Origin of the sequence: Desulfovibrio sp. JC010 (assembly GCF_010470675.1) — a bacterium.
GTDB lineage: Bacteria > Desulfobacterota > Desulfovibrionia > Desulfovibrionales > Desulfovibrionaceae > Maridesulfovibrio.
Genome location: NZ_VOIQ01000001.1, coordinates 25572 through 51898, shown reverse-complemented (window position 1 = coordinate 51898; position 26327 = coordinate 25572). Strand labels below are relative to the sequence as shown.

Annotated in this window: 26 protein-coding genes and 1 tRNA gene; 14 read left to right on the top strand and 13 right to left on the bottom strand. The window is 50.4% G+C overall.

Annotated features, from left to right (window positions below; translation table 11 throughout):
* Nucleotides 1–31 precede the first annotated feature (31 nt).
* Nucleotides 32–2560, bottom strand: a complete 2529-nt coding sequence (locus tag FMR86_RS00230; protein ID WP_163349063.1) for a PAS domain S-box protein — start codon at nucleotides 2558–2560, stop codon at nucleotides 32–34.
* A gap of 759 nt (nucleotides 2561–3319) precedes the next feature.
* Here FMR86_RS00230 and FMR86_RS00225 point away from each other — a divergent pair.
* Complete coding sequence (locus tag FMR86_RS00225) at nucleotides 3320–4216, top strand: flagellin (RefSeq protein WP_163349062.1); 897 nt, start codon at nucleotides 3320–3322, stop codon at nucleotides 4214–4216.
* Between the two features lie 410 nt (nucleotides 4217–4626).
* Entirely contained in the window at nucleotides 4627–5772 is a 1146-nt protein-coding gene (gene icd, locus FMR86_RS00220) for an NADP-dependent isocitrate dehydrogenase (RefSeq protein ID WP_163349061.1), read from the top strand.
* A gap of 111 nt (nucleotides 5773–5883) precedes the next feature.
* Here icd and FMR86_RS00215 read toward each other — a convergent pair whose 3' ends face one another.
* The gene (locus tag FMR86_RS00215; RefSeq protein WP_163349060.1) at nucleotides 5884–6225 is read right to left on the bottom strand and encodes a hypothetical protein; all 342 of its coding nucleotides are present in this window, start codon (nucleotides 6223–6225) and stop codon (nucleotides 5884–5886) included.
* A 227-nt stretch (nucleotides 6226–6452) separates the two neighbouring features.
* Between FMR86_RS00215 and FMR86_RS00210 the strand changes: the two genes are divergently transcribed.
* Together FMR86_RS00210 and FMR86_RS00205 are read left to right on the top strand one after the other, a co-directional pair.
* The gene (locus FMR86_RS00210; RefSeq protein ID WP_163349059.1) at nucleotides 6453–7508 is read left to right on the top strand and encodes an efflux RND transporter periplasmic adaptor subunit; all 1056 of its coding nucleotides are present in this window, start codon (nucleotides 6453–6455) and stop codon (nucleotides 7506–7508) included.
* Nucleotides 7509–7529: 21 nt separating this feature from the next.
* Complete coding sequence (locus FMR86_RS00205) at nucleotides 7530–10646, top strand: efflux RND transporter permease subunit (protein ID WP_163349058.1); 3117 nt, start codon at nucleotides 7530–7532, stop codon at nucleotides 10644–10646.
* Between the two features lie 92 nt (nucleotides 10647–10738).
* On the opposite strand, the gene FMR86_RS00200 is transcribed toward FMR86_RS00205, so the two are convergent.
* Both FMR86_RS00200 and FMR86_RS00195 read right to left on the bottom strand, forming a co-directional pair.
* Entirely contained in the window at nucleotides 10739–11431 is a 693-nt protein-coding gene (locus tag FMR86_RS00200) for a hypothetical protein (RefSeq protein WP_163349057.1), read from the bottom strand.
* Nucleotides 11432–11593: 162 nt separating this feature from the next.
* Nucleotides 11594–12754 carry a pyridoxal phosphate-dependent aminotransferase gene (locus tag FMR86_RS00195; RefSeq protein WP_163349056.1) on the bottom strand — a complete coding sequence of 387 codons (1161 nt, stop codon included), beginning with the start codon at nucleotides 12752–12754 and terminating at the stop codon, nucleotides 11594–11596.
* Between the two features lie 222 nt (nucleotides 12755–12976).
* Here FMR86_RS00195 and FMR86_RS00190 point away from each other — a divergent pair, with 222 nt between their 5' ends.
* The 5 genes from FMR86_RS00190 to FMR86_RS00170 all read left to right on the top strand — a co-directional run bounded on the left by FMR86_RS00190 (nucleotide 12977) and on the right by FMR86_RS00170 (nucleotide 16385).
* Nucleotides 12977–13528: an aminodeoxychorismate/anthranilate synthase component II gene (locus FMR86_RS00190; RefSeq protein WP_163349443.1), complete on the top strand. Its 552-nt coding sequence runs from the start codon at nucleotides 12977–12979 to the stop codon at nucleotides 13526–13528.
* Nucleotides 13494–14783: an anthranilate synthase component I family protein gene (locus FMR86_RS00185; RefSeq protein WP_163349055.1), complete on the top strand. Its 1290-nt coding sequence runs from the start codon at nucleotides 13494–13496 to the stop codon at nucleotides 14781–14783. Before FMR86_RS00190 ends, FMR86_RS00185 begins: the two co-directional genes overlap by 35 nt.
* Nucleotides 14780–15541, top strand: coding sequence for an aminotransferase class IV (locus FMR86_RS00180; RefSeq protein ID WP_163349054.1), 762 nt, complete (start codon nucleotides 14780–14782; stop codon nucleotides 15539–15541). Before FMR86_RS00185 ends, FMR86_RS00180 begins: the two co-directional genes overlap by 4 nt.
* 86 nt (nucleotides 15542–15627) lie before the next feature.
* Nucleotides 15628–15993 (top strand): hypothetical protein, encoded by a 366-nt coding sequence (locus FMR86_RS00175; protein ID WP_163349053.1) that lies wholly within the window; start codon nucleotides 15628–15630, stop codon nucleotides 15991–15993.
* 26 nt (nucleotides 15994–16019) lie between these two features.
* Nucleotides 16020–16385: a hypothetical protein gene (locus FMR86_RS00170; protein ID WP_163349052.1), complete on the top strand. Its 366-nt coding sequence runs from the start codon at nucleotides 16020–16022 to the stop codon at nucleotides 16383–16385.
* 92 nt (nucleotides 16386–16477) lie between these two features.
* Here the strand turns inward: FMR86_RS00170 and FMR86_RS00165 are convergent, their stop codons facing one another.
* From FMR86_RS00165 to FMR86_RS00150, 4 genes are all read right to left on the bottom strand, one after another.
* The gene (locus FMR86_RS00165; protein ID WP_163349051.1) at nucleotides 16478–17746 is read right to left on the bottom strand and encodes a phosphatidylserine decarboxylase family protein; all 1269 of its coding nucleotides are present in this window, start codon (nucleotides 17744–17746) and stop codon (nucleotides 16478–16480) included.
* Nucleotides 17747–17908: 162 nt separating this feature from the next.
* A complete protein-coding gene (locus FMR86_RS00160; protein WP_163349050.1) occupies nucleotides 17909–18928 on the bottom strand; it encodes a glycosyltransferase in 1020 nt (339 codons plus the stop codon).
* Between the two features lie 2 nt (nucleotides 18929–18930).
* The gene (locus FMR86_RS00155; protein ID WP_163349049.1) at nucleotides 18931–19878 is read right to left on the bottom strand and encodes an ATP-binding protein; all 948 of its coding nucleotides are present in this window, start codon (nucleotides 19876–19878) and stop codon (nucleotides 18931–18933) included.
* Nucleotides 19879–19882: 4 nt separating this feature from the next.
* Nucleotides 19883–20080: a MoaD/ThiS family protein gene (locus FMR86_RS00150; RefSeq protein WP_163349048.1), complete on the bottom strand. Its 198-nt coding sequence runs from the start codon at nucleotides 20078–20080 to the stop codon at nucleotides 19883–19885.
* A gap of 318 nt (nucleotides 20081–20398) precedes the next feature.
* Here FMR86_RS00150 and FMR86_RS00145 point away from each other — a divergent pair, with 318 nt between their 5' ends.
* The 4 genes from FMR86_RS00145 (at nucleotide 20399) to trpS (ending at nucleotide 22686) form a co-directional block, all read left to right on the top strand.
* Entirely contained in the window at nucleotides 20399–20758 is a 360-nt protein-coding gene (locus FMR86_RS00145; protein ID WP_163349047.1) for a response regulator, read from the top strand.
* A 153-nt stretch (nucleotides 20759–20911) separates the two neighbouring features.
* A tRNA-Trp gene (locus FMR86_RS00140) sits at nucleotides 20912–20988 on the top strand.
* 36 nt (nucleotides 20989–21024) lie between these two features.
* On the top strand, nucleotides 21025–21663 hold the full coding sequence (locus FMR86_RS00135; protein ID WP_163349046.1) for a site-2 protease family protein: 639 nt from the start codon (nucleotides 21025–21027) through the stop codon (nucleotides 21661–21663).
* Nucleotides 21664–21690: 27 nt separating this feature from the next.
* Nucleotides 21691–22686, top strand: coding sequence for a tryptophan--tRNA ligase (gene trpS, locus FMR86_RS00130; RefSeq protein ID WP_163349045.1), 996 nt, complete (start codon nucleotides 21691–21693; stop codon nucleotides 22684–22686).
* A gap of 244 nt (nucleotides 22687–22930) precedes the next feature.
* On the opposite strand, the gene FMR86_RS00125 is transcribed toward trpS, so the two are convergent.
* From FMR86_RS00125 to FMR86_RS00110, 4 genes are read right to left on the bottom strand one after another with little or no spacing between them, the layout of a single operon-like run.
* Entirely contained in the window at nucleotides 22931–23467 is a 537-nt protein-coding gene (locus FMR86_RS00125; RefSeq protein WP_163349044.1) for a hypothetical protein, read from the bottom strand.
* Nucleotides 23460–23609, bottom strand: coding sequence for a hypothetical protein (locus tag FMR86_RS00120; RefSeq protein WP_163349043.1), 150 nt, complete (start codon nucleotides 23607–23609; stop codon nucleotides 23460–23462). The genes FMR86_RS00125 and FMR86_RS00120 overlap by 8 nt, the downstream gene beginning before the upstream one ends.
* 13 nt (nucleotides 23610–23622) lie before the next feature.
* A complete protein-coding gene (locus tag FMR86_RS00115) occupies nucleotides 23623–24789 on the bottom strand; it encodes an SO_0444 family Cu/Zn efflux transporter (protein WP_373682441.1) in 1167 nt (388 codons plus the stop codon).
* 3 nt (nucleotides 24790–24792) lie between these two features.
* Nucleotides 24793–25179, bottom strand: a complete 387-nt coding sequence (locus FMR86_RS00110) for a metalloregulator ArsR/SmtB family transcription factor (RefSeq protein ID WP_163349041.1) — start codon at nucleotides 25177–25179, stop codon at nucleotides 24793–24795.
* Between the two features lie 186 nt (nucleotides 25180–25365).
* Between FMR86_RS00110 and FMR86_RS00105 the strand changes: the two genes are divergently transcribed.
* A complete protein-coding gene (locus FMR86_RS00105) occupies nucleotides 25366–25677 on the top strand; it encodes a hypothetical protein (RefSeq protein WP_163349040.1) in 312 nt (103 codons plus the stop codon).
* Here FMR86_RS00105 and FMR86_RS00100 read toward each other — a convergent pair.
* Complete coding sequence (locus FMR86_RS00100; RefSeq protein ID WP_203544739.1) at nucleotides 25571–26314, bottom strand: putative molybdenum carrier protein; 744 nt, start codon at nucleotides 26312–26314, stop codon at nucleotides 25571–25573. The genes FMR86_RS00105 and FMR86_RS00100 overlap by 107 nt on opposite strands.
* Nucleotides 26315–26327: the final 13 nt, after the last annotated feature.

The window sequence follows — 26327 nt, the reverse complement described above, 5'->3', positions numbered from 1 at the left end:
ACGCCGGCGGGTAAATCTGCCGGCGTTTTTGTTAATTTTTAAGCGAAGGAAGCTGAATGGTAAAAGTAGTACCCATTCCGGGAGATGAATCCACTTGAAAGACTCCCCGGTGGTTCTGGGTGATAATGAAGTAGGATACGGAAAGTCCCAGTCCGGTGCCGCTGCCCGGTCCCTTGGTGGTGTAAAAGGGTTCAAAAACCCTTTTGCGCACATTCTCATCCATCCCCGGCCCGTTGTCGGCAACCGTGCATTTGACCATATTGCGCTCGTTGCTGATTTTAATTGATATTTCAGGATCTTTTCCCATGTCTTTCCAATCGTTCATGGCTTGCGCTGAGTTACGCAGAAGGTTTAGGAAAACCTGTTCTATCTCAGTGGTCGTACAGGGGGCCATGCTTAGATTCTCGTCATAATCTTTGGTGATGGTGATTTTTTTGAAATCATATCCCTTTTGGGGATTGTAATCCTGAGCGGCAAGCGTGGCTGCCTTGTCCATGATTTTGCGCAGGTCTCCGGGAGCTTTATGGGAGTCGCTTTTGCGGCTGAATTCCAGCATGCCGGAAACAATTGATGCCGCGCGGACTCCGGAATCGGTAATTCCGTTCAGGGTTTTGATGATCTTGCGGTCTTCCATGTAGTTTACGATGGAATCAATTGAGCAGCCCGCTTTTTCCGCAGCTTTGAGGTTGGCAGGCAGATCGGGCGAAACCCGGCGGATGATATTTTGAATTCCCTGCAGAATGCCGCCCAGCGGGTTGTTGATCTCATGGGCCATGCCTGCAGCAAGACCGCCGATGGACATCATTTTTTCTGTCTGAATCATCATTTCATCTATCTGGACCCGCTCGGTGGCGTCATCGATACGGATAACCGCACCTTTCATGCCGTCATTGAGGGGGTAGATGATGATGTCCTGATAGCTGTTCGGGGTTGTCATTCCCTGAGTCCTGATTCCTGTTTCGGGGATTCCGGTCTCAATGGCCTGAGTGATGCTGTATGCGTATTTTGTCAGGGGAGGAAATGCCTCCTCCACTTCTGATCCTTCGATTTCCCCTTTGGGGACCACGGCCAGTCTCTGGGCTGCTTTGTTGAAGTGGGTAATCCGGGAATCGTTATCCAGACCGATGACTACCGAAGGCATGGAGTCGATTATGTTGCGGATATAGTTTCTGGTATCCTGAAGTTCGATTTCCATTTTTTTGCGTTCAGTGATGTCCGTGCCCACGCAGAGGATTTCTATCAGTTTCCCCTCATCGTCAAACACCGGGTTGTTGGTCCAGTATACCCAGACACAGCTTCCGTCTTTACGGATGTTGCGGTTGGTATTGACCGGGAAACATTCGGGGCAATCAGTCAGGTCGCGGACCAGCTGTTCCAATTCTGATTGACCGTCTGCGGTTTCAGGTATCAGGGTGCCGATGACGCTCCTGCCGATAATCTCTTCCTCAGAGTAACCGAAGAAGGTCTGGGCGTATTCATTGAAAAATGTACATATTCCGTTGCGGTCTATTCTCAAGATGATGGACCGGGCGGTATGTACCAGATCGTGATATTCCTGTTTTGACTGAGTCAACTGCTGTGAATGCGAGGCAACCTCATCAAGCAGCTTAAGTATTTTTCCGGAGAAAAAGGCAGTGGCGGCAATATAGTTTCTGTTCTCAATAAATGACATTCTCCGGGCTTCGGTATCCCAGTCCACTTCACGGATTTTTCTGGCCGTGGCTTCAATGGCCGGGAGATAGGTGCTTTTTTCGTCCGGTGAGGCGGAGACTTTTTTCAGGAGGTTGTTAATCCTGATGAAGTCCTTTTCGTTTTTTTCCAGATCCCAGGTCAGGAAGGCCGACCTTTTGACCAGTATGCCCAGACATGCGGCAGTGAACAGGATAAGCAGCAGCCCTGCATAGAATTCAGTTGAGATGTCCTTGCCTACGGTCAGAGAGAATCCGCCGAAGTCAGTAACTTTAATTTTTGCAGAGGAAAAAACGTGAAAATTGGAAAAATGTAATTTCCCTAATTTGTAGGAGTCCTGGAAGTCTCTGTTTTCAGAATTGAAAATGCAGTTTCCGACCCTGTCTCTAATCTGCAATTCAGTGTTATGCGGCGAAACAGGCAGAAGGCTTTCGGATGGGACTTTCGCTATGGCAAAGCTGTGGTCCAGCCTCTGGATAAGATAAATCTGGCCGCAGTTACCGTCCGGTTGACGCATGAGTATTGATTGGCCGGGAGTGAAATTTTTAACTTCTTGAAAAATAAGTGAATCCGCCACGGATTTAATTTCAAGAGGAAATGGTCTGCTGTTCACCACTTCACCGTCCGGTGTCACCCTGAGAATGGACATGCCATGGTCAAATGTTGCTCGTGAGGTCACCACTGTTTCCAGAAAAGATATGCGTTCGACCAGATAGTTGGCCCAGGTAGACGCTTTATTGTCCACTTCCTTGGATACGTACCAGAAGAAGAGGAGTGTGAAGCAAAGGGAGCTTGCTATGAATATGGTCAGGAAAAGGCAGAGGTAGTTCCTGATGCGGTTATTAAGTCTGTGGATACTTCTTATCTTCATGAAAATATATAATCCGGTCGTTGCCGGGCAGTTTTTGGCTTCTTGCCGATCTTTTTCCGGGTCATATATTCGAAATATGATCGTGTAAACATTTTCCCACCCGGTTTATTGGGAAAGATTTTCCTCTTACTACGAGGCAGATCTTTCCTATTCTTAGTTTTTGTGTCGTTTCCTTTTTTAATATTAAGAAATATTTGTTTTTAAAAATCCTGTCTAAACAACATCTTGTGCATTCTTTTTGAAAATAAATAAACGCTGGCACTCCGGCAGGCATACCCATTGCAATTCTCCCCGCAGAGTAAACTTCTATCCAATCAACAGGGGGGATGTCCGGAAAAAACAGACCGATAGTTTCATGAGCATACAAAGGCATTAGGCCGATTGTGATTCTCGGAGGTTGGTATGTGCGCAAGCACTGCGCACGAGAGAATTTCCCATAAGGGACATGTGAGAATCGCTGCCGTATGGCCGTGCCTGTAACAGAGTCGCGGACTCATTCAACGGGAGTCCCGCGTCTTAATGAAAATTAAGCGGACACCTGCGTGAGTCCATATGCAGGTAATGCCCGAAGATGCTCAAAGCAATTGTCGGTGGTAATCCGGGCTGATCGGCCGCAGGCCGCATGTCGAACTGTTCCGGAGGGTATTTTATGCAGTAGAAATTCAAGCGGATTTTGAACTGACTAAATTAACCAGTAAAAGGTCGGAGTGGAAGGACCCACTCAGGCGAATTTTATAAATAATTCAAGGAGGAATTATTATGTCGCTCGTAATTAATCACAACTTGATGGCAATGAATGCGCAACGCAACCTGAGCGAGTCATACGGTGCTCTCGGAACCTCTACTCGTCGTCTGTCTTCAGGACTTCGTGTCGGCTCCGCAGCTGATGACGCCGCAGGTCTGGCAATTCGCGAACTCATGCGTGCGGACATTAAGTCCCTAAACCAGGGTATCCGTAACGCAAACGACGCCATCTCCATGATCCAGACTGCAGATGGAGCACTCGGTGTTATCGATGAAAAGCTCATCCGTATGAAGGAACTTGCAACTCAGGCATCAACCGGTACCTACAACTCTGACCAGCGCTTGATCATTGACTCTGAATATCAGGCCATGGCTTCGGAAATTACCCGTATCGCCAATGCAACCGACTTCAACGGAATTCACCTGCTTAACGGTAACATGTCCGGTGAGAACAGTGCTCACACTGGTGCCGGGCTTAAGTCCAACGGCCCTGTAAAGGTTCACTTCGGTACCGCTAACGACAGTGCAGAGGACTACTACTACATCTCAATCGGCACCTCCACAGCTTCGGCCCTCGGCGTCGGTGCAGGGGCTGCAAGTAATGAGGGCAAGAGCATCTCAACCCAGGAACTTGCGCAGAAGTCTTTGGACGCACTGAACAATGCTATTATCTCCAAGGATAAGATCCGCGCTAACCTCGGTGCTCTCCAGAACAGACTGGAAAACACCATTACCAACCTCTCTATCCAGGCTGAAAACGTTCAGGCTTCGGAATCCCGAATCTCCGACGTGGACGTTGCGACTGAAATGACCGAGTTCACCAGGAACCAGATCCTCACTCAGTCCGCAGTAGCCATGCTTTCCCAGGCAAACGGTATGCCCAGGATGGCTATGCAGCTCATCGGTGGCTAATAACCACGGATGGGTTATACTCAACTCAGAAAGGGAGGTCCGTTTCAACGGGCCTCCCTTTTCGTTTTTGCTTCATCGTGAATTTTGTACTGCTGGTCCACTGTGAATTTGATTAAAGTTCACTGTTTTTATTTTTTTGCGAAGTATGTGTTTTGAGGCTGCTCGCGCAGGGCCGTTCTTTACTTTTTTGCAAGAATGTCTTACATATGCGCTCTGAAATCGATTCTGCAGATACAATCCTGCCGTTTATCCAGCCTGCGGACGGAATCCATCCGGTTCCTCTTTTCAGTTTAATGAATGACTCGAAACGCCGTCCAGCCATGCCTGATGTCATTTCTTTCATACACAGGTATCAATTCACTGCGCAGCCTTAAGGAGCCGGAGCTGTGCCAGCAACAAAGGAGATCATTTTGTCCACTAAAACAGTATATTTTATCGAAGGTGATGGTATCGGACCCGAAGTATGGGGTGCGGCCCGCCCGATTATAGATGCTGCCCTTGAAAAAGCATACAGCGGCGACAAAAAAATTGAATGGGTTGAACTCCTTGCCGGGGAAAAGGCTTATGAAGCTACCGGCGAATATCTCCCGCAGGAAACCCTCGACACTCTCGCCAAGGCGGAACTGGCTATCAAAGGCCCCTTGCAGACTCCGGTTGGCAAGGGCATCCGCTCCCTTAACGTTACTCTCAGACAGGTTTTCGATCTCTACGCCTGCATCCGTCCCATCCGCTACTTTGAAGGCATTGAATCCCCGGTAAAACGCCCCGATCTGGTAGATATCGTTGTTTTCCGCGAAAACACCGAAGACGTTTACGCCGGGATCGAGTGGAGCTCTGAATCTCCCGAAGCCAAAAAAGTAATTGATTTTATGGTCAACGAAATGGGTGCCAAGGTTGATCCCACCGCAGGTGTGGGCCTCAAGCCCATTACCCCTGCAGGCTCCAAGCGTCTGGTGCGCCGGGCTATTGATTATGCCATTGACCAGAACCGCGAGTCCGTGACTCTGGTCCACAAGGGCAACATCATGAAATTCACCGAAGGCGGCTTTCGCCAGTGGGGTTACGACCTCGCCGAGGAAGATTATGCCGGAAAGGTTGTCAAGGAAGGCGAAGACGCAGATGGCAAGGTTGTCATCAATGACCGTATTGCCGACGCCATGTTTCAGGAGCTGCTCATGCGTCCCGAACAGTACAGCGTTGTAGCTACCACCAACCTCAACGGTGATTACCTTTCCGATGCCCTCGCCGCACAGGTGGGCGGACTCGGTCTTGCTCCGGGCGTGAACATGGGTGACAAGCTTGCCATTTACGAAGCCACCCACGGAACCGCCCCTACCATCGCCGGTAAGGATCTCGCAAACCCCGGAAGCATCCTGCTTTCCGGTGCCATGCTGCTGGAAAACAACGGCATGGGCGAAGCTGCTGAATTGATCAAGAACGCAGTTGAAAAAGCCCTTGCGGCCAAGAAAGTAACTGTTGATCTGGCCAGTCAGATCAGCGGTGCCGAGCAGGTCGGCTGCAAGGAATTCGGTGAGATTATTCTCTCCAATCTGTAGTAGGTTGTTTAGGAAGCTTACGCAGTAATTTACTAGAGGCTGAAAGTACTAAGCCCTCCCCGTGCCGAGCACGGGGAGGGCTTTTTGCGTGAATCAGAAAACGCGGTAAATTTACTCCACTTTGAATTTGATGCCTTGCTTGGATTGCTTCAGTTCAATATGGCTGTCCGGGTTGTCAATTTCAATGGATGTGATTTTATATTTATCCATATCATAGTCATATATGTTGGGAATGGTCTTGATGATCAGGACCTGTTTTTCAAAGCCCTTGAGCAGCTTTTTTGACTCGCCGGGCGCAATATTGAACTGGGCAACGCTGACCATGCTTTCCGCAATCGTAATCGATCCCGCTACGGTGTATTTGCATTTGTTTTTTATGGTCAGGGCGGCTGCAGGAGCGGCGGTGGCTATGAATAGTGCAGTAACTATCAATATTGTATAGATTTTGTTCATTTGTCTCTGGGGATGAATTTTAAAAAGATGCTAAAAAATGCCAGATTGTTTTCCGGGTAGTAAATTATAAATCAGTCTTTGCAGAAAGTTTTTACGATTCATACTTTTGTCTGATCAGGTGAGTGTATACCCCTGTTATTGAGGTTTATTCTCAGTTGACTCCGCTGGGAACTCACGTAAAGTGTGCCCGTCAGAAATAAAGTTATAATTAATATCGGAGCAGATCTATGCAACGGATACTATTTTTTTTGATTTTCATGCTTTCTTCCAGCCCGGCTTTCGCAGCTGAAGAAAAAGCACCCCAGATGCCGCCCGCCCATGTGGCGACATCCAAATCATTTGCCGGACAGGTCGCTCCGGAGTCTTCTTATATAGGTACTGTTTATTTTTCCGAGACTTCCGATGTTGCGTCTGAAGTGAGCGGGAAGATTGTCAGGGTTGAGGTGGAAGAAGGGGATATTGTCAGGAGAGGCGACGTGCTGATCCGGCTCAGCTCCGATCTGCTTAATACTGAAATCCGCGCGGCCAAGGCTGCCTATGCGGAATCAAAAGCCAACTACGATCTTGCCAAGCGTGATGATCAGCGTATCACCAAACTTTTCAAGTCCGGCTCCGTTCACGAAGGGGAGTACGACTCCAAGCGGTTCAAGGCTATCGCCATGGAGAGCGAGCTCGCTTCCTCGCAGGCCAAGCTGCGCCGTCTTCAGATTCAGCTTTCCAAAAAAATAATCCGTGCCCCTTTTGACGGTATTGTGCTCAAGCGTTCCGTCTACCTCGGTGAGTGGCTTTCCATAGGTGAAGATGTAGTCAAATTGGGTATGAACACCAGCTACGATGTTGTGGTCAACGTGCCGCAGGACGTGGCGCAGGTGGTCAAGCCCGGTCTTGAAGTGGGCATTACTGCCGGAGGCAAGGACTACAAGGGCAAGGTCTTTGCGGTTATCCCCCGTGGTGATATCGCCAGCCGTACTTTTCCGGTAAAAATCAGGATTATCAGCAACAACGGCTTCAAGCAGGGTATGGAAGCCCGTGTTTCCCTGCCCAACGGACTGGCCAGCGAAACCGTGGTTGTGCCCCGTGATGCGGTTCTCACCCTGCGCGGAACAACCATGGTCATCGGCGTTATCGATGGCAAGGCCCAGCCTTTCCCGGTGCAGGTGGTCGGCTTTAAGGGCATGAATGCCGGAGTGCGCGGCAAAGGTCTCAAGGCCGGAATGGATATCGTCACCAAGGGCAATGAACGCCTCAGGCCCGGACAGCCCGTAGTCATTGATAACAAGTAGCCCGGCGGGCCGGAGTAATTCATGGATTTTGTAAAATTTTCAATTGAAAAGCCTGTTTCGGTGCTGGTGGGGGTTATCCTGCTGGTGCTCTTCGGCGGATTGGCTCTTTCCGGTCTGCCGTACCAGCTTTCCCCGTCCGTCACCGAGCCGGAGATCACCGTTCAAACCACATGGACCGGGGCGACTCCTTACGAGATTGAGCGCGACATCATTGAAGAGCAGGAAAAAGTGCTCAAGGGTGTTACCGGGCTGCTGGAGATGGAATCCGAATGTTTTGACAGTTTCGGGCGTATCTCTCTGCGTTTTAAGATCGGCACCAACATTGATGACGCCCTGCTCAGGGTTTCCAACAAGCTCAACGAGGTGAAGAAATATCCTTCGGACTCGGACCGTCCGGTCATTTCGGCTACCGGTGCTTCTGCCTCCCCGGTAATCTGGATGATTCTGCGTACCCTTCCGGGCAATGAGCATCATATCAATGAATTTGCCACATATTTTGAAGACAGTGTGCGCCAGTACCTTGAGCGCGTTGACGGTGTCGCGGACCTGTTTATCGGGGGCGGTACTGAAAACGAGATGCACATCATCATCGCCCCGGAAAAGCTGGCCGCCTACAACCTGACCATCGACAAGGTCACCAAGGTCTTGAAGAGCGAGAATGCCAACGTTTCCGCCGGGAACCTTGGCGTAGGCCGCCGTGATTACCGTATCCGTACCACTTCTGAATTTAAATCACCGCAGGAAATTGAGGACGTGGTCATCACTTCTTCCGGCCAGCAGCGGGTGACCATCGGCGATGTGGGCAAGGTTGTGCCCGGCTTTGAAAAACAGACCGTGGCCATGCTGCACAACGGTATTCCCGGTATGGCCATCGGGGTTAAGCCCGAGCCGGGATCCAACGTTCTGGAAGTTACCGAAAACGTGCGCAAGGTTGTGGAGGAACTTAACGGCGGATTACTCGCTGACAAAGGTATCTTCCTTGACTGGGTTTATGATCAGGCTCCGTATATCAACGGCGCAATTGATCTGGTCAAACAGAACATCATCATCGGTGGTGTGCTGGCGATCATCGTGCTGCTTATTTTTCTGCAGTCCCTTTCCGCCACCGTTATTGTTGCCATTGCCATTCCCATTTCCGTGGTCGGTTCTTTTATCGTCTTCGGCGGTATGGGCCGGACCCTGAACATCGTCAGTATGTCCGGTATTTCCTTTGCCGTGGGTATGCTGGTGGATAACGCCATTGTTGTTCTTGAGAACATCGACCGCCACCGCGGCATGGGCAAGCCTCCGTATCAGGCTGCGTATGACGGAGCCAGCGAGGTCTGGGGCGCGGTTCTGGCTTCAACTCTGACCACGGTCGCGGTGTTTTTGCCGGTTGTCTTTATTGAAGAGGAAGCAGGGCAGTTGTTCAAGGATATCGCCATCGCGGTTACCTGTGCCATTTCCTTGTCCCTGTTTGTGTCCATCTCGGTAATTCCCATGCTGGCCAAGCAGTTTTACTCTTTTTCCAAGCGCAAAAAGAAGGTCAAAAAGAACGTCCTTACCGGGATCGGAGCGAAATTCTCCGATGCCATTATGGGCGTGCTCAGTCTTGCCATCCGCAACTGGGCTACAAGGCTTTCCACTGTGGCTATTCTGGTTGCCGCTTCGGTCTTGCTGGTAATTTCCTTTTTCCCGAAAATGGAATACCTGCCGCAGGGTAACCGCAACCTGATTCTGTCCATCCTCATCCCGCCGCCGGGTCTGTCATTTGAAGAGCGTGACTCCATCGGTGAATACATTGCCGCCCAGACCAAGCCGCACATGAAAACGGAAAAGGACGGACTCCCTTCCGTAGAACAGCTTTTTTACGTATCCGCCCCGGACATCAACCTCTTCGGCGCCATCTCCGGTGACGAAGAACGTCCAGCGGAACTGATCCCGCTTTTTAACCGGATCATGAACTCCATTCCCGGTATGTTCGGGGTCAGTATTCAGGCTTCGATTTTTGAAACCGGACTGGGTAAAGGGCGCATGGTCGCTGTTGATTTCAGCGGACCGGAACTGCCCAAGCTCATGGCTGCCGCCGGAACCATGTTCGGCATGGCGCGGCAGGCCATCCCCAATGCGCAGGTGCGGCCCATTCCGTCTCTTGAGATGCTTTATCCCGAAGTACGCATAGTGCCGGACCGTGACCGTCTGCGCGCAGCAGGCATGTCCAGTCAGGAAATCGGCGAGGCCCTTGATGTGCTCATGGATGGCCGCAAAATCGGCGATTATAAGGAAGAAGGTAAAAAGAAGATCGACCTGAAGCTCATGGCTTCCGAAAAACGGGTCGGCACCCCGGAAGACCTCTACGAATCTCTTGTGGCGACCCCGCAGGGCTGGGCTGTTCCGGTATCTTCGCTTTCCCATCTGGAACGCACCTACGGCATCACCCAGATTCGCCATCTTGAGCGGCAGAGAACCGTAACCCTGCAGATTACTCCGCCCAAGAGTATGCCTCTTGAACAGGCCATGGATATCGTCCAGAACCAGCTCATCCCCAAGGTCAAGGGAATGGGCCTCATGGACGGCGTCAACGTACGCATGTCCGGTGCGGCTGACAAGCTGACCCAGACCCGCGAGGCCATGCAGTGGAACTTCCTGCTGGCGGTGGTTATCACCTATCTGCTCATGGCCGCCCTGTTCGGGAACTTCATCTACCCGTTCATCATCCTGCTCACCGTGCCGCTGGCAGGCGCGGGCGGATTCCTCGGTCTGAAGCTGGAGAACCTCTTCATCGCTCCGCAACCGCTGGACGTGCTGACCATGCTCGGCTTCGTTATCCTGATCGGGGTTGTTGTTAACAACGCGATTCTCATTGTGCACCAGTCCCTGAACAACGTGCGCCATGAAGGTATGGAGCACCGCGAGGCCGTGCTGGAAGCGACCCGCTCCAGACTGCGTCCCATCTACATGTCGGCCACAACATCCATATTCGGCATGCTCCCGCTGGCCATCGCCCCCGGTCCCGGTTCGGAACTTTACCGCGGCCTCGGAGCAGTAGTGCTCGGCGGTCTGGCCCTGTCCACGGTCTTCACCGTGTTCATGATCCCGGCCCTGCTCATGTTCTTCATCAAGATGGAGAAGGGGGGGAGCGGGGAGGCTGGGGCATAGTCCGCAATATTCGATACTGAAAACCCCAAACTCCCTGCGAACATCACCGTCCGCAGGGAGTTTTCATTTCCAATTAATTTAAAATAACCAGCCTATTTAACTTCCCCATACTCGATGATAAATGCGTAGCAGCGGCCCGGAGTGCGTTTGCGTCCGTAGGTTCCTACATCATCCATGTAGTCTCCCCATGTGGGGACGGGCTTGTTCATCTCGCCGAAGCCCATTACCCGCTGTCCGAAGCCGGAATGGCCGGAATCGTTGGGCTGGGTGTTGTCGCGCGGGTCTTTATCGATCTCACCGTCATCAATATTTTGGGCCCAGTTTTCATATTGCCATTTCTCGCCGGAGAGCCATTGCCAGTTTCCGGCGGGTTCAGGTGAGCCGAGGGGCTGGTATCCTCCGAGAAAGGGACCGATTTTGATCTCATGATGATTCATGGGCTTGCTGCCGTTGTAAGGCGGGAATTTCCAGAAATATTTTTCATCATCAACCAGACCGAAGACAAAATCATTTTCCTCGGCACTGCTGATGGAAGCCAGATAACCTCCGGCATCTTCAGCCAGCCGCGCGGCCTGATACCAGTTCAGGTTGCCGCTTTTAACGTAAACGACTTCATATTCGTGAGTTTTACCATTAACATTGGTAAAGCTCTTACGGGCCATTCTGGTAATGGAAACGTCGGCAGGCAGATTTTTCCAAGTGAAAAAGCGGTAAGTGCTGTCCACTTTGAAATCTATCCCGTTGATGGTGACGATATTTGTTTCAGCGGGGGCGCGCATCTGCATTGGCGGGAAAAAGTGCTGCGCATCCGAGCAGCAGGGAAAACGAAATAGCCAGTATCGATTTAAATTTTGTTTTCATATTTAAGCTCAGCTCCTGATTTTTTGATACAATAGATCGTCAATCAGGAGCTGAACAAGTAAATATGGGTTAAAAATTGTTAAAGCCTACCCATTCTCCTTTACATACCTCTCCAGCCGATCCATCCCTTCAGCCAGATTTTCCATGGAATTGGCGTAAGATAAACGGATGAAACCCTCGGCTCCTTCACCGAAATCGATTCCCGGTGTGACCCCGATTCCGGCCTTCTCTAAGATGTCAAAGGCCAGCTTGAGGGAGCTTCCTTCGAATTTTGCGGCCAGATGCTTCATGTTGACCAGCACGTAGAATGCTCCGGTGGGTTCGACCTTGATATCAAAGCCGATTTCGCGCAGCCGTTTCAGCAGGAATCTGCGGCGTTCGTCGTAAATGCCCTTGATGCGGTTGACCTCGTCCCATGATTCGGTCAGCGCGGCCACGCCGGCATGCTGGGCCATGGAGTTGGCGGAGATGAAGAAGTTCTGGCAGAGCTTCTGCATGGGACGCACGTATTTTTCCGGGGCAATAATGTAGCCCAGCCGCCATCCGGTCATGGCGAAAAGCTTGGAGAATCCGTTGAGCACGAAAGCCTTATCCGTGTATTCAAGGATGGTGTGTTCCTTTTCCCCGTAAACAAGGCCGTGGTAGATTTCATCAGCGATGATCCACGGCCCCATCTTGGCAATCTTCTCCATGCGTTCCGGGGAAAGCAGGGTTCCGGTGGGGTTGGAAGGGGAGTTGATCAGGATTGCTTTGGTGCGCTTATTGATGGCCTTTTCGATTGCTTCCGGGCGGTACTGGAATCCGTCTTCCTCAAAGGTGCGGATGGAGTTGGCTTCAGCCCCGGAAAAGGAAATAAAGTTGCTGTAGCAGGCGTAGCAGGGGTCGGAGACAATGATGTTGTCGCCCTGATCCAGAATGAAGGTAAACAGCAGCAGCATGGCCGGGGAGGTCCCTTGCGTAATAATGACCCGGCCCGGATCAACATCCACCCCGTAGGTGTCTTTATAATAATTGCTGATCGCTTCGCGCAGCTGGGGGATGCCGAGGCTGTGGGTGTAGTGGGTTTCGCCTTCTTCCATGGCCTTGATGCAGGCCTGCTTCACGCATTCCGGGGTGTCGAAGTCCGGTTCGCCGATTTCCATGTGGATGATGCTGCGGCCCTGCCGTTCCATTTCCTGCGCTTTTTCCAGTACGTCCATGACTAAGAAAGGGGTGATCTCACAGGCTCTTTTCGAAATACAGTCCATTTTATTTCCTGAGGGATATGATGCGCTTTGCGCTTTTGTCGGGTGATTTCGCCTCCGGCGGCTTAAGGAGCTAAGCCCCTTAAGAATCCCTATCGGGGGGAAGGTCTTAATTGAATTAAACCGTTATATACTTATTGAATTGTCCAAATGCAACAATCCGGTTTTGAATTAATTTATCATGCTTGTGCCTGCTTGATTGATGAAGTACATACCCGCCAGACCATGAACATACTTCTTATTGATAATAACGACAGCTTTACCAACAACCTTGAGCATCTGCTGGCCCGCGAAATTGCGGGGGCGCGGATTGAGGTGCGACCATATGCGCAGGTTCTGGGATCTGGGGAAGGCGTTGATTTCAGCCCTTATCAGCTGATCATAATTTCTCCCGGTCCGGGCTGTCCGGCGGATTATCCGGGGTATGAAGCTGTGATTGAATCCGGCCTGCCTGTGCTTGGCGTCTGCCTCGGCATGCAGATAATTAATGAATACTTCGGTGGACGCACTGCAAGGCTGGACGGCTGTTTTCACGGGCGTACCGAGTGTATTGATTTTGATGGTAAAAAAATGGCTGTGGCCCGTTATCATTCCCTTTATTGTTCAGAATTGGGGCAGGGGGTGAGAGTGCTAAGTAAAAACAGCGCGGAAGTTCCCATGGCCGCAGCCCATGAAAGCCTGCCCCTGCTGGGCTACCAGTTCCACCCGGAATCATTTTTAACCGAGCAACCCGGAGTTTTCATTGCTTACGCCCTCCACCATTTCGGACTCCTGTAGTTTTGAGCGTTTCCGGGAAATCGCCTTCCATTTCGTGCAGGAGCAAGAAGCGGACGTGCTGCTCGGGTCTCCGGGCGCGCCTGATTCCTGCTTGAGTTATCTGGGTATAGAACCGCAGGATGAATTAGTTCTGCAGCCCGGTGTGTCCGCGACAGATGTTTCAGCACGCATGAAAGAGTTCTGTTTTGCGGATAATGGTCCGGTCATCGGTTATCTGTCCTACGAGCTTGGGCAAGAGTTGCGCGGGGTGGAAAGCTGCAAGGCTGCTGAGTTTCCGTTGCTTCATCTGAAAAAGTACCGCGGGGTGCTTATTTATGACAGTGGTAAATCGTCCCTGAAGCTGCTTTGTGCTGATGAAACTTATCGGTCGGCCATTGTTGATGCCATGCAGGAAATTTGTCCGATTCCGCATGTCCTGTTGCCGTCTTTTGAATTGAAAGATGTTCGTATGTCCTTGGATAAACAGGGATATGAAGATGGTGTGGCCCGTACTCTTGAATATATCCGTGACGGACTTACTTACCAGCTGAACCTGACCACCCGCTTGAGTATGCCGGGTGGGGATGTTGATCCTGTTCTATGGTTTTTTGCACTGCATAAACGTTATCCGGCACCGTATTACGCGCTCTTGCGCAGTGGTGGAAAAGTAGTTGTTTCCACCTCCCCGGAGCTGTTTTTACGGGTGGATCAGGGGCAGGTGCTTTCCGAACCCATCAAGGGGACCCTCCGGTTTGATGAATATTCAGAAGAGCTGGTTGAGTCGCTCCGCAGTTCTGTGAAAGAGGATTCCGAACTTTCCATGATTGTGGATTTGATCCGCAATGATATTTCTTCGGACTGCCGCTACGGTTCGGTGGTTGTTGAGGATCACAAGTCTGTTTTTGCGGTGGATAATCTGTTGCAGATGTTCAGCCGTGTACGCGGGGAACTTGCTGAGGGGCGCGATTGCATTGATCTGCTTTTGAACGCATTTCCCGGCGGTTCCATTACCGGATGCCCCAAGAAAAGTTCCATGGAGCTTATCGATAGGCTTGAGTCGCATGTGCGCGGGCCATACTGCGGCTCCATTGTGCTCATCACCGGTCCGCAGGATATGGTCTCATCCATCGCCATCAGGACTGCTGTTTATGATCAATACACAAAAGAGATAAACTACTGGGCCGGAAGCGGCATTGTCATTGATTCCGACCCTGAAGCAGAGTATGTAGAAACTATCGCCAAAGCCGGAAAAATTCTCGACCCGGAGTCGCTATGATTTATTATCGTAATGGTGAATTTCACGAAGATATGGTCAGTCTCGACCTCGCCCGGCCCGCTTTCAGGACCGGGTACGGTTTCTTTGAGACTATCTGCTGGAACGGTAGCAAAATCTGTCATCTGGACCTGCATCTTAAGCGAGCGCGTACAAGTCTTGCCGAGTTCTCCGTAGCTGAAGAAGCTTTGGACTATGAGAAAGTTATTCTGGAGGTGCTTGGTGCCAACGGTCTGGAAAGCGGATTTGCGCGGGTGAATATATTTTTCCCGGTTGAGCAGGGGAGTACTCAGCCTATTGTGGGCGCGATTCCGTTTGAGCGAGTACCTAATCGTACTTGGACCCTGAAGCCCTGCCCACATGTTTTTCTCACACCGCTCATGAGGCACAAATCCACTAACCGTATGGATTATCTTAATGCATGGAAAGATGCCCTTGCGGACGGATTTGATGATGCCTTGTTGCAGGATTTTGACGGCAATGTGCTGGAATCATCCTTTGCTTCCCTGTTATTTAAAAAGGGTGATATTTTTTTCGAACCGCAGACAGCTTACAAGCTCCCCGGTACTGCACAGAAAATAGCGGCTGAACATATTGAAATAGACGCAGCCCGGATTAATTTGTCTCAGATTGAGCAGTTTGACCATGTCTACGCCCTTAATTCGCTGGGAGGGATGATTCCTGTTACGGCCATCGGCGATGTGGAATTTGATGTTGATTTTGATACTGCAAAGCGGATCAGTGCTGCGGTGCTGGGCTGAGTTTTGCTGGTTGTTGAGAAAAGAGTCGTGTTTTTTAGTTTTAACGCTTATACGGAAGATGACTATATTAAGTGACGGGGGGGATTATGAAATATATTGCTCTGTGTGCAGTATTTATTGCCTTGATGTTGTGGATGCTTGTCCTGCCTCACTCAGCTATAGCTGAATCTACTACTGCGGCTACAGTTAAGATGATCAACATGACAACTATGAAAAAAACATCCAGAGTAGAAATCAAGGTGCCCGGTTGGTGTGGCACAAGAGAAGTTAAGATACTGTTTTTTATTCCCACGCAGCAACCTGTATATATTGGTCCAGAGGACAACAACCAGAGGTGTCAGAAATTACTTGATGTGATGACTGTTGAAGAAAAGGTTTATGCCGGCAAGGAATTTAAGTATCGTATAGGGTGTGGAGAGGATTATCATCATGGACGCTGCAAGTTTAATTAGACAGTGTAGCTTTAAAAGGGGTTGTGATGAAAAATATATTGTTTTGTCTTGGTCTTATTCTACTCTTTGCGACAAATTGTTTTGCAGATTCATTTGATTCTGACCAAGTAAAAATAGAAGGACATACGTGCTTTATTGTCAGTGATGCAAAGCAAGGTAAGAAGCAGACTCTTGGTGTTACACTGATTGGTAGAGATTCCTCCTGGGGTTGGTCGTGTACCGATTCTGGTAGTAATTTGAAGTACACTTTTTATTCCTGCTCCGGTGCTAAATATAAAGGACACATTCTTCTAGATGAAAAAATTAAATATTTGTCCCCTTTTACTTTTGAGTATGGGCACTTGGGTTCCAGTTATGGAATATGTGAAGAGTTCATGAAAAGACGTGATTAGCTTTTTGGGCAAGTGACGTTACGAAACCAGACCCAAAAAAACAGCCCCGGCACATCTGTGTAGGGGCTGTTTTTTTGTCTATGCGTATCGTCTTACCTGACGGTAGCTATGCGCGAGCGTACCGGAATATTTGTAGTATCCAGTCCGGGCTTTTGGCCGCGCAGGTCGAATTCCAGATTTACGCCGGGGCGGAAGATGAGCACATGGGTTGAGCCGCCGAAATGAAACATGCCCAGCTGATCTCCCTTCTTAACATGCTGCCCCTCATATACCGTGATCTCGTTTGAAGAAACCTCAGCCATGCCGACAAATATGATTGCCATTAAGCCGATGTCGGGATTGTCCGCTTCAATGAAGATTAAAGCTCTAGCCGCGACCTGGGTAAGATAGCCCTGAGATTCGTTGGGACTGGCCGGATCAAACCCCACCGTGGGTGATTGGGCGTAGTAGGATCCGTCAATCAGTTTTGTCTTTATAATCTTACCGCTTACCGGACAGTGCCAGCGATGGTAGCTGAGTGCGCTCAGAAATGCCTGATAAATGGTTCCGCCTTCAAACTGGGCAGCCAGCGGGTCGCCGTCGAGCATGTGATAAAGCGAGTACGGCTGGCCCTTAATCCAGAATTGATCTCTGAATTTTACATTCTTTGCCAGATTGAAAGGTGCGGATTCGCAGGAATTCGCGATAACAGCATCGTTGTCGGGTGCTACTACGGGGCGACGGCCTTTACGGAACTTGCGGGTGAAAAAATCGTCCCATGATTTGAAACCGTGATACGGCTTGTCCGGGTCGCAGACGAAGTCTTTTTCAAAGCCCGGCATGGCTTTTCGGGCATCACGGCCGAACCATCCTGTTTTTGGATCGTCACCAAGCACGTAGCGTGAATCTTCTGAACCCAGAAAAACAGCCCATTGTTTGAGTATCTTTTTCAGCTGGGAATTGACCCGGCTGTCGAGAAATGCATTCGTTCCGGCAGATGTCCCCATGGGCCAGTTCAAAACGGCGTTTATGGGGAATCCCACCAGACCGCTTGTGTTGAATTCCGGTGCCTGCTGTGAAATTTCACTTATTTTTTGCAGCATTTGAGTGTAGCTGCGGATTTGGGGATTGCCGTCGGGATCAGTTTTGAACTGGGGAGAGTCGGGGGGAACCTGCTCGAACATCTGCGTGAAAAGCATGAGCAGTTTCGGGTCGTTTTCAATTAATTCCTTGAATTCCTGTATCACAGGCAGAAGACGGGAGTTTTCGGCAGAAGTCTTTTGTTTTGATGCGCTGATTTCAGATACGGAAAGTCCAAGACAGAAGAGCAGGCCGCAAAAAAGGATGAAAAGTTTTTTTGTCCAATACCGGTAAACAGTCATTTCTGAACCTCCTGCACTGGGTGTTGCACGGGTTGGGTGATTAATTATCAGTCTTATAGCCTGCTGGAGGGGATGTTGCAAAGCCTGATCAATAAAAAAGCGGACCCGAGTCAGAAAACTCAAGTCCGCATTTGTTGAAAATTTGATTTGTTAGCGGGGGGGTTACGAAACCAGCAGATAATCCCGCCCCATCACATAACCGCGCGCGTCAAGAAACTGGGCAACCTCGTCCCGCGCGCCCCAACTGGCTACATAGGAGAGTAGAAAAGTATCTCCGGCCGTGGGAATTTCATCCCGATGCAATACTTTTTTGCCGTGGATAAGCATGCCTACCTTGCGCGGGTCCACGTCAACGTAGAAAGCTGTTTCCACGCCTAGATTTTCCAGCATCCGGTAACGCTTGCGGGAGGTGCGTCCGGAACCGATGATTCCTACTTTGAGATCCGGCCCGATCTGTCTTTGCAGCCAGCGGAAAAGATACTCGCTTTTGATGCGGTAAAATGCTTCCACCGTATATTTGGGGTGGTTGCGTGAAAGGCGGTCCGGCGGGTCGTTCCAGATGAGCAGTTCTTCATCCACCTTCTGCATTTTGACCCCGGCTTCCAGCCAGCGCAGGACCAGCTCATAATCTTCGGGGAAATCACCGTCACGGAAGGGGCCGTGTGCGGCGATCAGTTCTTTGCGCATCATGATGGACGGGTTGGCGAAAGGGAATTCCACAAAACGGTTCAGGGAAATTTCATCCGCGCCCACGAGAGTGTTGATCCAGTCCACATAATGGGCGTAGCCGCCGTTCTTTTCCCGGTCCCCCCCGAAGCCGACCCGGCAGGCGGTCAGTCCGGTCTGCGGATCGCGGTCCAGCAGAGCGGCCTGCTTGGCGATGCGCTCAGGCAGGGCCGTGTCATCGGCGTCCATACGCGCGATATACTGCCCGGAAGCCTCCTCAATAGCCGCATTGGCCGCTCCGACAACGCCTTCATGGTCCCGGAAAATCGGCTTCAGCCGTGTATCGCGGCCGGCGTATTCCCGCAGCACTTCAGCGGTGTTATCAGTTGAGCCGTCATCCACGGCCACCAGTTCGAGGTCTTCGAAGCTCTGGCCGAGAATGGATTCAATTGCCGCCCCCACAGTGGAAGCGCAATTGTAGCAGGGCATGGTTACCGATACTTTGGGGCTGCTCATGGCTATTCCGCGTCTTTGTTTTCCTGTTTGGCTGCTTCTTCTGCAAGTGACTCCTGCAGCTGTTTTTTCAGCCTGCAAATGGAGCAGACTCCTGCGGAGGTGGGGTAGCCGCATTCTGTGCAGGGATTGATTTCGTAATCCTTTTCTTCTTTTTCCAGAGCGGAGAAAGCGGGCCGGCCACGGTCCAGAAATCCCTTGTAAAAAGCACGCTTGGTGCCGGGGCTGCGCAGTTCCATATCCCGCCAGAGCATTTTGTGTCCGGTGAAGCTGGCTCCGGAACTGTAGGGGCAGGGCAGGTGATGGTACGGAATATCGGAAAGAAAAGAGAAGACCGCGCTTTCATATTCTGTAACCCGGAAAAGCGGTTTGACCTTCTTGGCAAAGCCGTTTTCAGCAGGCAGTACCGGCCCCTGATCGGACAGGTAGCCCTGATCCCAGCGCAGGGTATTGGCAAAAAGACGCGCAACTTCGTCATCAAGGTTGTGTCCGGTGGCAAGGGCGGTGTAACCTTCTTCAATGGCGACCTTGTTGAAGTAATGGCGTTTGAATTTTCCGCAGATGGCGCAGATGGGACGGCGGATGTGCTTTTTGATCAGCGGTATGGGCACGCCTTCTTTCTCAAGTTCCACCACCCGCAACGGGTAGCCTTTGTCCTTGCAGAAATCTTCCACCACCGTGCGGGCTTTGACGGATGAATCGAAGATTCCCAGATCAATGTGCAGTCCGGTCACGTCGTAGCCCAGTTCCGCCAGAGCGTACATGAGGCCCAGCGAATCCTTGCCGCCGGAAAGGGCGACCAGCACTTTGTCGTCACGCTCAAGGAGATTGCGGTTTTTGATGCCTTGTGCAACCTGCTTCATGAAAAAATTATTATAATGTTCTTCGCAGAACGCGGCATTGTGGCTGGGTAGCGAAACGACAGCTTTTGCTTTGCAGACCTTGCATTTCATATGATTAACCTACGGAAATTACTTTTCTAAGTTCTATTTCATCGCCCTGAAAAATCCGCTCATCCGGGGTGATCAGCTCGCCGTTACGGATGACCAGTGTATCAGTGTGGTGCAGACCCTGTTTATTGAGTAACTGCAGGACTGTATTGAGTTTTGTGTATTCTACTGTCTGGCCTTCCGGTTCGATAGTGACAATTACCATGGGCAGACTCCTTTCTTTTATTTATGATATGATGATGTCCGGGGCTTAGGGATTTAGCGTTTAAGTCTGTTTTCAGCAAGCTTTTCCTACTGTGCTGAGGTAGAATTTTTCATTGCACAGGTTACAATCTAGGAAAAATAGAAAAAAAAGCAGCCAGACTGGCAAAACGCTGTTATCTTATGTTAGAATTAAGTCATGAATAAGAAGACTGCAATCTGTGTAACGGGGTTACACAAAAAAAAATCTATAAATGTTGACCCGAACTTGAAAATTGAACTAAACTGGAAATAATGAAAAACGACTTTCAAGGAGTTGCATATGGCTCAGAAGACAATTTTAGTCGTTGACGACGAAAAGCATATACGGATGCTCTATCGAGAAGAGCTGGAAGCCGGGGGATACAAGGTGGCCACATCTGACGGCACTGAAGAGATCCTTGCGGTCATCGGGCGTGAGAATCCTGATCTTGTCGTCCTTGATATCAAGCTCGGTATCAACCGTTCCGGTTTGGACCTGTTGCAGGAGATCAGGCAGGAGGATCAGGAGCTTCCGGTTATCCTAAGTACTGCTTACGACAGCTTTAAGCATGATATGAAGTCCATTGCGGCGGATCATTATGTGGTCAAATCCGTTGATTTGAGCGAACTGAAGGAAAAGGTTGAGCAGGCTTTGGGGTAGGTTTGTCCCCTGTTTTTGTTGACTGATCAGCAAAATAATTAAACTTTTTTGAGGAGTCTATGAAAATAGACTCCTTTTTTACTTGCCAAACCAAAACGGTGGTGCTAGAACCCGCTTGGCTTTGACGGCAGAGATGTCCCAAGCCATAAATGCAGGCCAGTAGTTCCAACGGCTAGAACGTCGGTCTCCAAAACCGAATGCTGGGGGTTCGAATCCCTCCTGGCCTGCCATTTATCACTTCTAAAAAGCGAACAAGCTCACAATCCATGTTCGATATCGCCAATACAATCAAAGAAATAAGCATCCTTGCTTTACCTTTTCTGCTGGCAATCACCTGCCATGAAGCTGCTCACGGCTTTGCTGCATACCTTTTGGGTGATCCCACGGCCAAACAGGCCGGACGCCTTACCTTGAATCCCATTAAGCATCTTGACCCCATGGGGACTTTAGCCCTTGTGCTGACCCGCATGATCGGCTGGGCCAAGCCTGTTCCGGTCAATCCCATGTATTTCAAAAATCCGCAGCGGGATATGATGATTGTCGCTCTGGCTGGTCCGGCGGCAAACATGGCACTTGCGGTAATGTTCTCAATTGTCGTAAAGGTGATTCTTTCACTTGATGTGAATTCCATGTCGCCGCTGATGCTCAAGGTTCTTGAGCCGTCGGTGATGATTGCCAATGCCGGGGTTATCATCAATCTGGCTTTGTGTTTTTTCAATCTTCTGCCTATCCCGCCGCTGGACGGCAGTAAGATCATAGCCGGGTTCCTGCCCCGCGAGGCCGCATTCAAGTTTATGTCCTTCCGGTACGGTTTCATTATCGTCATCGTGCTGGCAATGCTCGGACTGCTCGGCGAAATAATTCGCCCGGCCATGGGTTTTTTCTATAATTTTCTGGTTCACTAGAACCGCAAAGCATACAAGATTTTTAAAATGAGCAAGACAAACAATCGCATAGTTTCAGGCATGAGGCCCACCGGACGTTTGCACCTTGGACACTACTTCGGTGTTCTGGTCAACTGGGTCAGGATTCAGGAAGATCACGAATGTTATTTCTTTGTTGCCGACTGGCACGCTATGACCAGTGAGTATTCCGACCCCCGCAAGATTTCCGGCTTTGTACCCGAGTTGGTCAAGGATTGGATTGCTGCCGGGCTTGATCCTGAAAAATGTGTGATTTTTCACCAGTCTCAGGTTAAGGAACACATTGAGCTGCACCTGATCCTCTCCATGCTGACCCCGCTGGGCTGGCTGGAAAGGAACCCCACCTACAAGGAAATCAAGCAGGAGCTGGTCCAGAAGGAACTGAACACTTACGGTTTTCTCGGGTACCCTGTACTCATGGCTTCCGATATCCTGATGTACAAGCCTTCGCTTGTTCCCGTAGGGCAGGATCAGCTGCCCCATCTGGAGCTGACCCGCGAAATCGCCCGTCGCTTCAACCACCTGAACGGTGAATATTTTCCCGAGCCCAACGCCATGCTCACCGAGGACGCCAAACTGCCCGGTCTCGACGGTCGTAAAATGTCCAAGAGCTACAACAACGGCATCTACCTCGGCGAACCCATGGAAGAGGTTAAGCCCAAAGTCATGTCCATGCTTACTGACCAGAACAGGCTCCGCAAGTCCGATCCGGGCGATCCTGAAGTCTGTAACCTCTATCCTTACCACAAGCTGCTCACCGATGCTGAGACCTGTGCCGAGATCGAGGAAGGCTGCCGTAATGCCAGCCGTGGTTGTGTGGAATGTAAGAAGCTGCTGGCTGAGAACATGGCCAAGTTCCTTGAGCCCATGCAGGAACGCCGCCGCCATCTGGATGAAAATCCACAGCTGGTCTGGGATATCCTCAACGACGGCACCAAGAAAGCTCAGGCCAAAGCCAAAGAGAACATGGACGAGATCAGGGAATTGATCGGCTTTAAATTCTAAGAAAGCCTCCGGCGGCTCTCCGAGGGCCAAAGAAACTTTTGCAAAATTTTCTCTGGACTCTTCAAAACCTTTTGATAGGTTTTTGCCGTTGTGAATATAAAATTGTCATTAAAAAGACCGTAATATCTTACGAGATATTACGGTCTTTTGGGTTTGGTCATTTTTAAAAGCTATATGCGAAGCTTATTAAAAGGTTTTGGGATTCTTAAACCCTTTTGCAAAAGGGTTTAAGCCGCCGGAGGCATTAAAATTTGCCTTTAATAAAATCCGTAATAGCCTGAATGGCGGTTTTTTTCTGCTCGGTGACTTCTTCTTCAGTTTCCCACCATTGCAGGTCGCTGAATTCCAGCGGCAACCGCAGTGTGAGAAAGGGCAGGAAAAAGCGGACTACATTTTCACGTGATGATCCTTTTGCGGAGTCAAAATGGAAAAAGACCTCGCCGATAAACCATGCCCGGTCCTTCTGGGTGGTCGGTTCCGGGGGCTTGATGTACATGAAATCCGGGTCGGTTTCGGATTTGAGTTCACTGTCATGAAAACGGGCGAACAGTTCCAGCACCTGCTTGCGGATCAGCTTGTCCCCGTATACATCTACGATGAAGGTGAACTTGAGAAAACCGGTATCCGGGGTCAGGTTGTGGCGCGAGATTTTGAGCACCCCGTCCTTGCGCTTGGATTCGTCATCATCAAGGAAAAGGTCAAAGGCGCAAAAACCGATAAAGTTTTCCGCTCCGCGCAACTCTTCAAGCTGGGCTTCGATTCCGGCAGTGCTTTTATTCATTGTCTTCCATCCGTTTTTTGTCCGTATCGGAATTATACCGGCCATATGAACCCAGTCCGTTCCCGTTCCTTTTTACCATCTTGAAGATGGCAAGGATCACGACCAGCATGACAATTATTGCTTCTACACCTTCACCCGTCATAAGAACTCCCTGCTTATTGTGAACAACCCTGCAATGATTCACCTTTCACTAAAGCTGTTACCTTGGGAACAGCGATTAAGGCAAGCAGAATGAGCGCGCAAACGGTGTAAAGCAGGCCGTGCCCGTGTTCGGTGCCGGATTGCACCCAGTCGGTAATGCTTAAACCCAGCGAATAGTAAAGCCAGTTGGTGACCATTCCCAATGCGAGGGAGCAGCCTATAATTGAACCGAGATAGATGAAAGCTGAGCGTTTGCCGAGCAGCTTTGCGACCACGGTGAAAGATGCCGCGTTTGTTGCAGGTCCGGCCAGCAGGAAAACAAGGGCTGCACCGGGTGAAAGTCCTTTCAGAGCCAGTGCCGCCGCAATAGGCGTGGATGCTGTTGCGCAGACATAAAGAGGGACTGCCGCCGCCAACATGATCAGCAGGGGGAAGAATCCGTCACCGAGGTTTCTTTCAATGAAACCGTCCGGGATGAGCGCGCTGAATATCCCGGCCAGCAACACACCGCCGAGGAACCATAATCCGATATCCTGCAGCAGATTGCCGAATGAATATTTCATTCCAAAGGACAGCCTGCCCATGAAGGAGTCGGGGCGTTGTCCTGCAGGTCCGTCACCGCATCCGCAACCGGAATCACAACAGGTGGATTCTTTATGGGTATGTTCTGAGTGTGAACCGCACCCGCAGCCTGATGATTCCTGAGTTGCTTCCATTTGGGGGAGCAGTACCGCATCCGGGATCGGCTTCGGGCTCTCTTTTTCTATTTTCTTATCGTCTCTGTCCACCAGAATGCCCGCCACTACAGCAGTAATGAAAGCGGCGAAAGGCCTGAATACTGCCATTACCGGGTCCAGCAGCGCATAGGTTACGGCAATGGAATCCACACCTGTCTCCGGTGTAGAAATAAGGAAGGAGGTTGTGGCACCCTTGCTGGCCCCCTGCTGGCGTAACTGGGCTGCTGCCGGAATAACTCCGCAACTGCATAAGGGAATCGGCACTCCGAGGATTGAAGCCTTGAGCACATCGCTGGTTTTTCCCGAACCCAGATTGCGGGAAATGAACTCCGGCCCCACAAAAGCTTTGAGCAGTCCGGCAATAAAGAATCCCAAAAGCATGAAAGGTGCGGACTCCAGCAGCACGTCCCATGATTCGTGGATAATGGAAAGCAGTGTTTCGATCATTTATTTCGCTCCTTGCGGCACATCGCAGCCATGGCCCTGCATATGGGCCAGCGCGGTCTGCATAATTATTTCAACGTGTTTATCATTGAGGCTGTATATGGCTCTACGCCCGTCTTTTTCAAAACGGACCATGCGGGCGGTCCGGAGTATGCGCAGTTGATGGGATACTGCGGAGTGGGTCATCTCCAGAAGTTCTGACAAATCGCAGACGCAGAGATTGCTGATGGACAAGGCGTGCAGTATTCTGATCCTGACCGGTTCGCCCATGATTTTGAAGGTGGCGGCCAGATCGTTCATTGTTTCCTTGGGACAACATTTGCTTTTCACCAGTTCAACCGCTCCGGGAGTGGGGTTGTGGGTGGTGCAGCAGTCTGATTTACTCGGCATTTTTAAACTCTATATGTTAATATGTGAACAGATGTTCATATATTAAGAAAGAGTCATTGGAAGTCAAGGTAAAAGAGGCATTTTTACAGCAGGCAGTATGGTATGCCGTTACATTCTTTTAAAAAATAATTTAAATTCAGGATATATTATATAAAAATAGTATGAATTAATTGTAAGGAGCTTGCTTTGCCAGAATTTTCCCGCAACAGAGTCAACGTTGAATCAGATCTTTTTGATCTGGTCCCCGTGCTCAAAGAATCACTTTCAGCAGAGCTTTGTGAGATCATCACAGGTTTGCAGGAAGGCGATTTCGCTCTTATCCGGGAGAAAGTTCATTCAGCCAAGGGTGCGGCCCTGACTTTCGGGTTCGGGGTTTATGCCGATGAGCTGGTCAACCTGCGGCAGGCTGCACTGGATTGTGACGATATTCGCATACAGCAGAGTATAGATAGGCTGAACTTGCTTCTTGAAACGTCTGTTTTTGTTCCTGCCGGATAGCCAGCAGGCTGTACAATAATTCCCGTATCTTTCGGCTTATGCCCGGAGCCCCGCTTTCTCTTGGGCCGGCCACATTCATTATCCCGATATTATTTGCTGCTATCCATGCCCTGATGGTTTCTACTGCGTCGGGGCTGTTCGGATCAACCACGGCAAGCGGCTTACCATGCTTGCGGGCCAGCCTGACGGTTAAAGCGGTGCCTTTGGATTCCTTTTCACCGGGAAAGATAAGGGTTCCGTCTGAATCGAGCACATTCTTTTCCGTTCTGATCCAGTATTGCCAGCCGATTGTCTCACGCATGTTGTAGCGTGCGGGAATGGGGCCGTCTTCTGCCTTGCGGCCTTTCGGGCACCAGCCCCGGTGGGGAATGCCCAGTTCAATGGCGGCGTCAAGCGCGCCCCGGTCCACTCCGGTCTGCCCGCCGGAAACAATGGTCATCCCTGCGGGCGGATGCTGCGGTCCTTTTAAAAATGAACAGCTCTCAGCTTCTGACTCCACCCCGCATTCAGGGCAGATCAATTTTAAATAATCAGGAAACAATCCCGCTTTCCTGCCGAATGAGGCAAGCGGAGCTGTGTATGAGCATTTTTTGCAACTGGCGTATTTTTTAATTCCGTATTCAGCTGGTCTTTCCATAGAAAGAGAGATA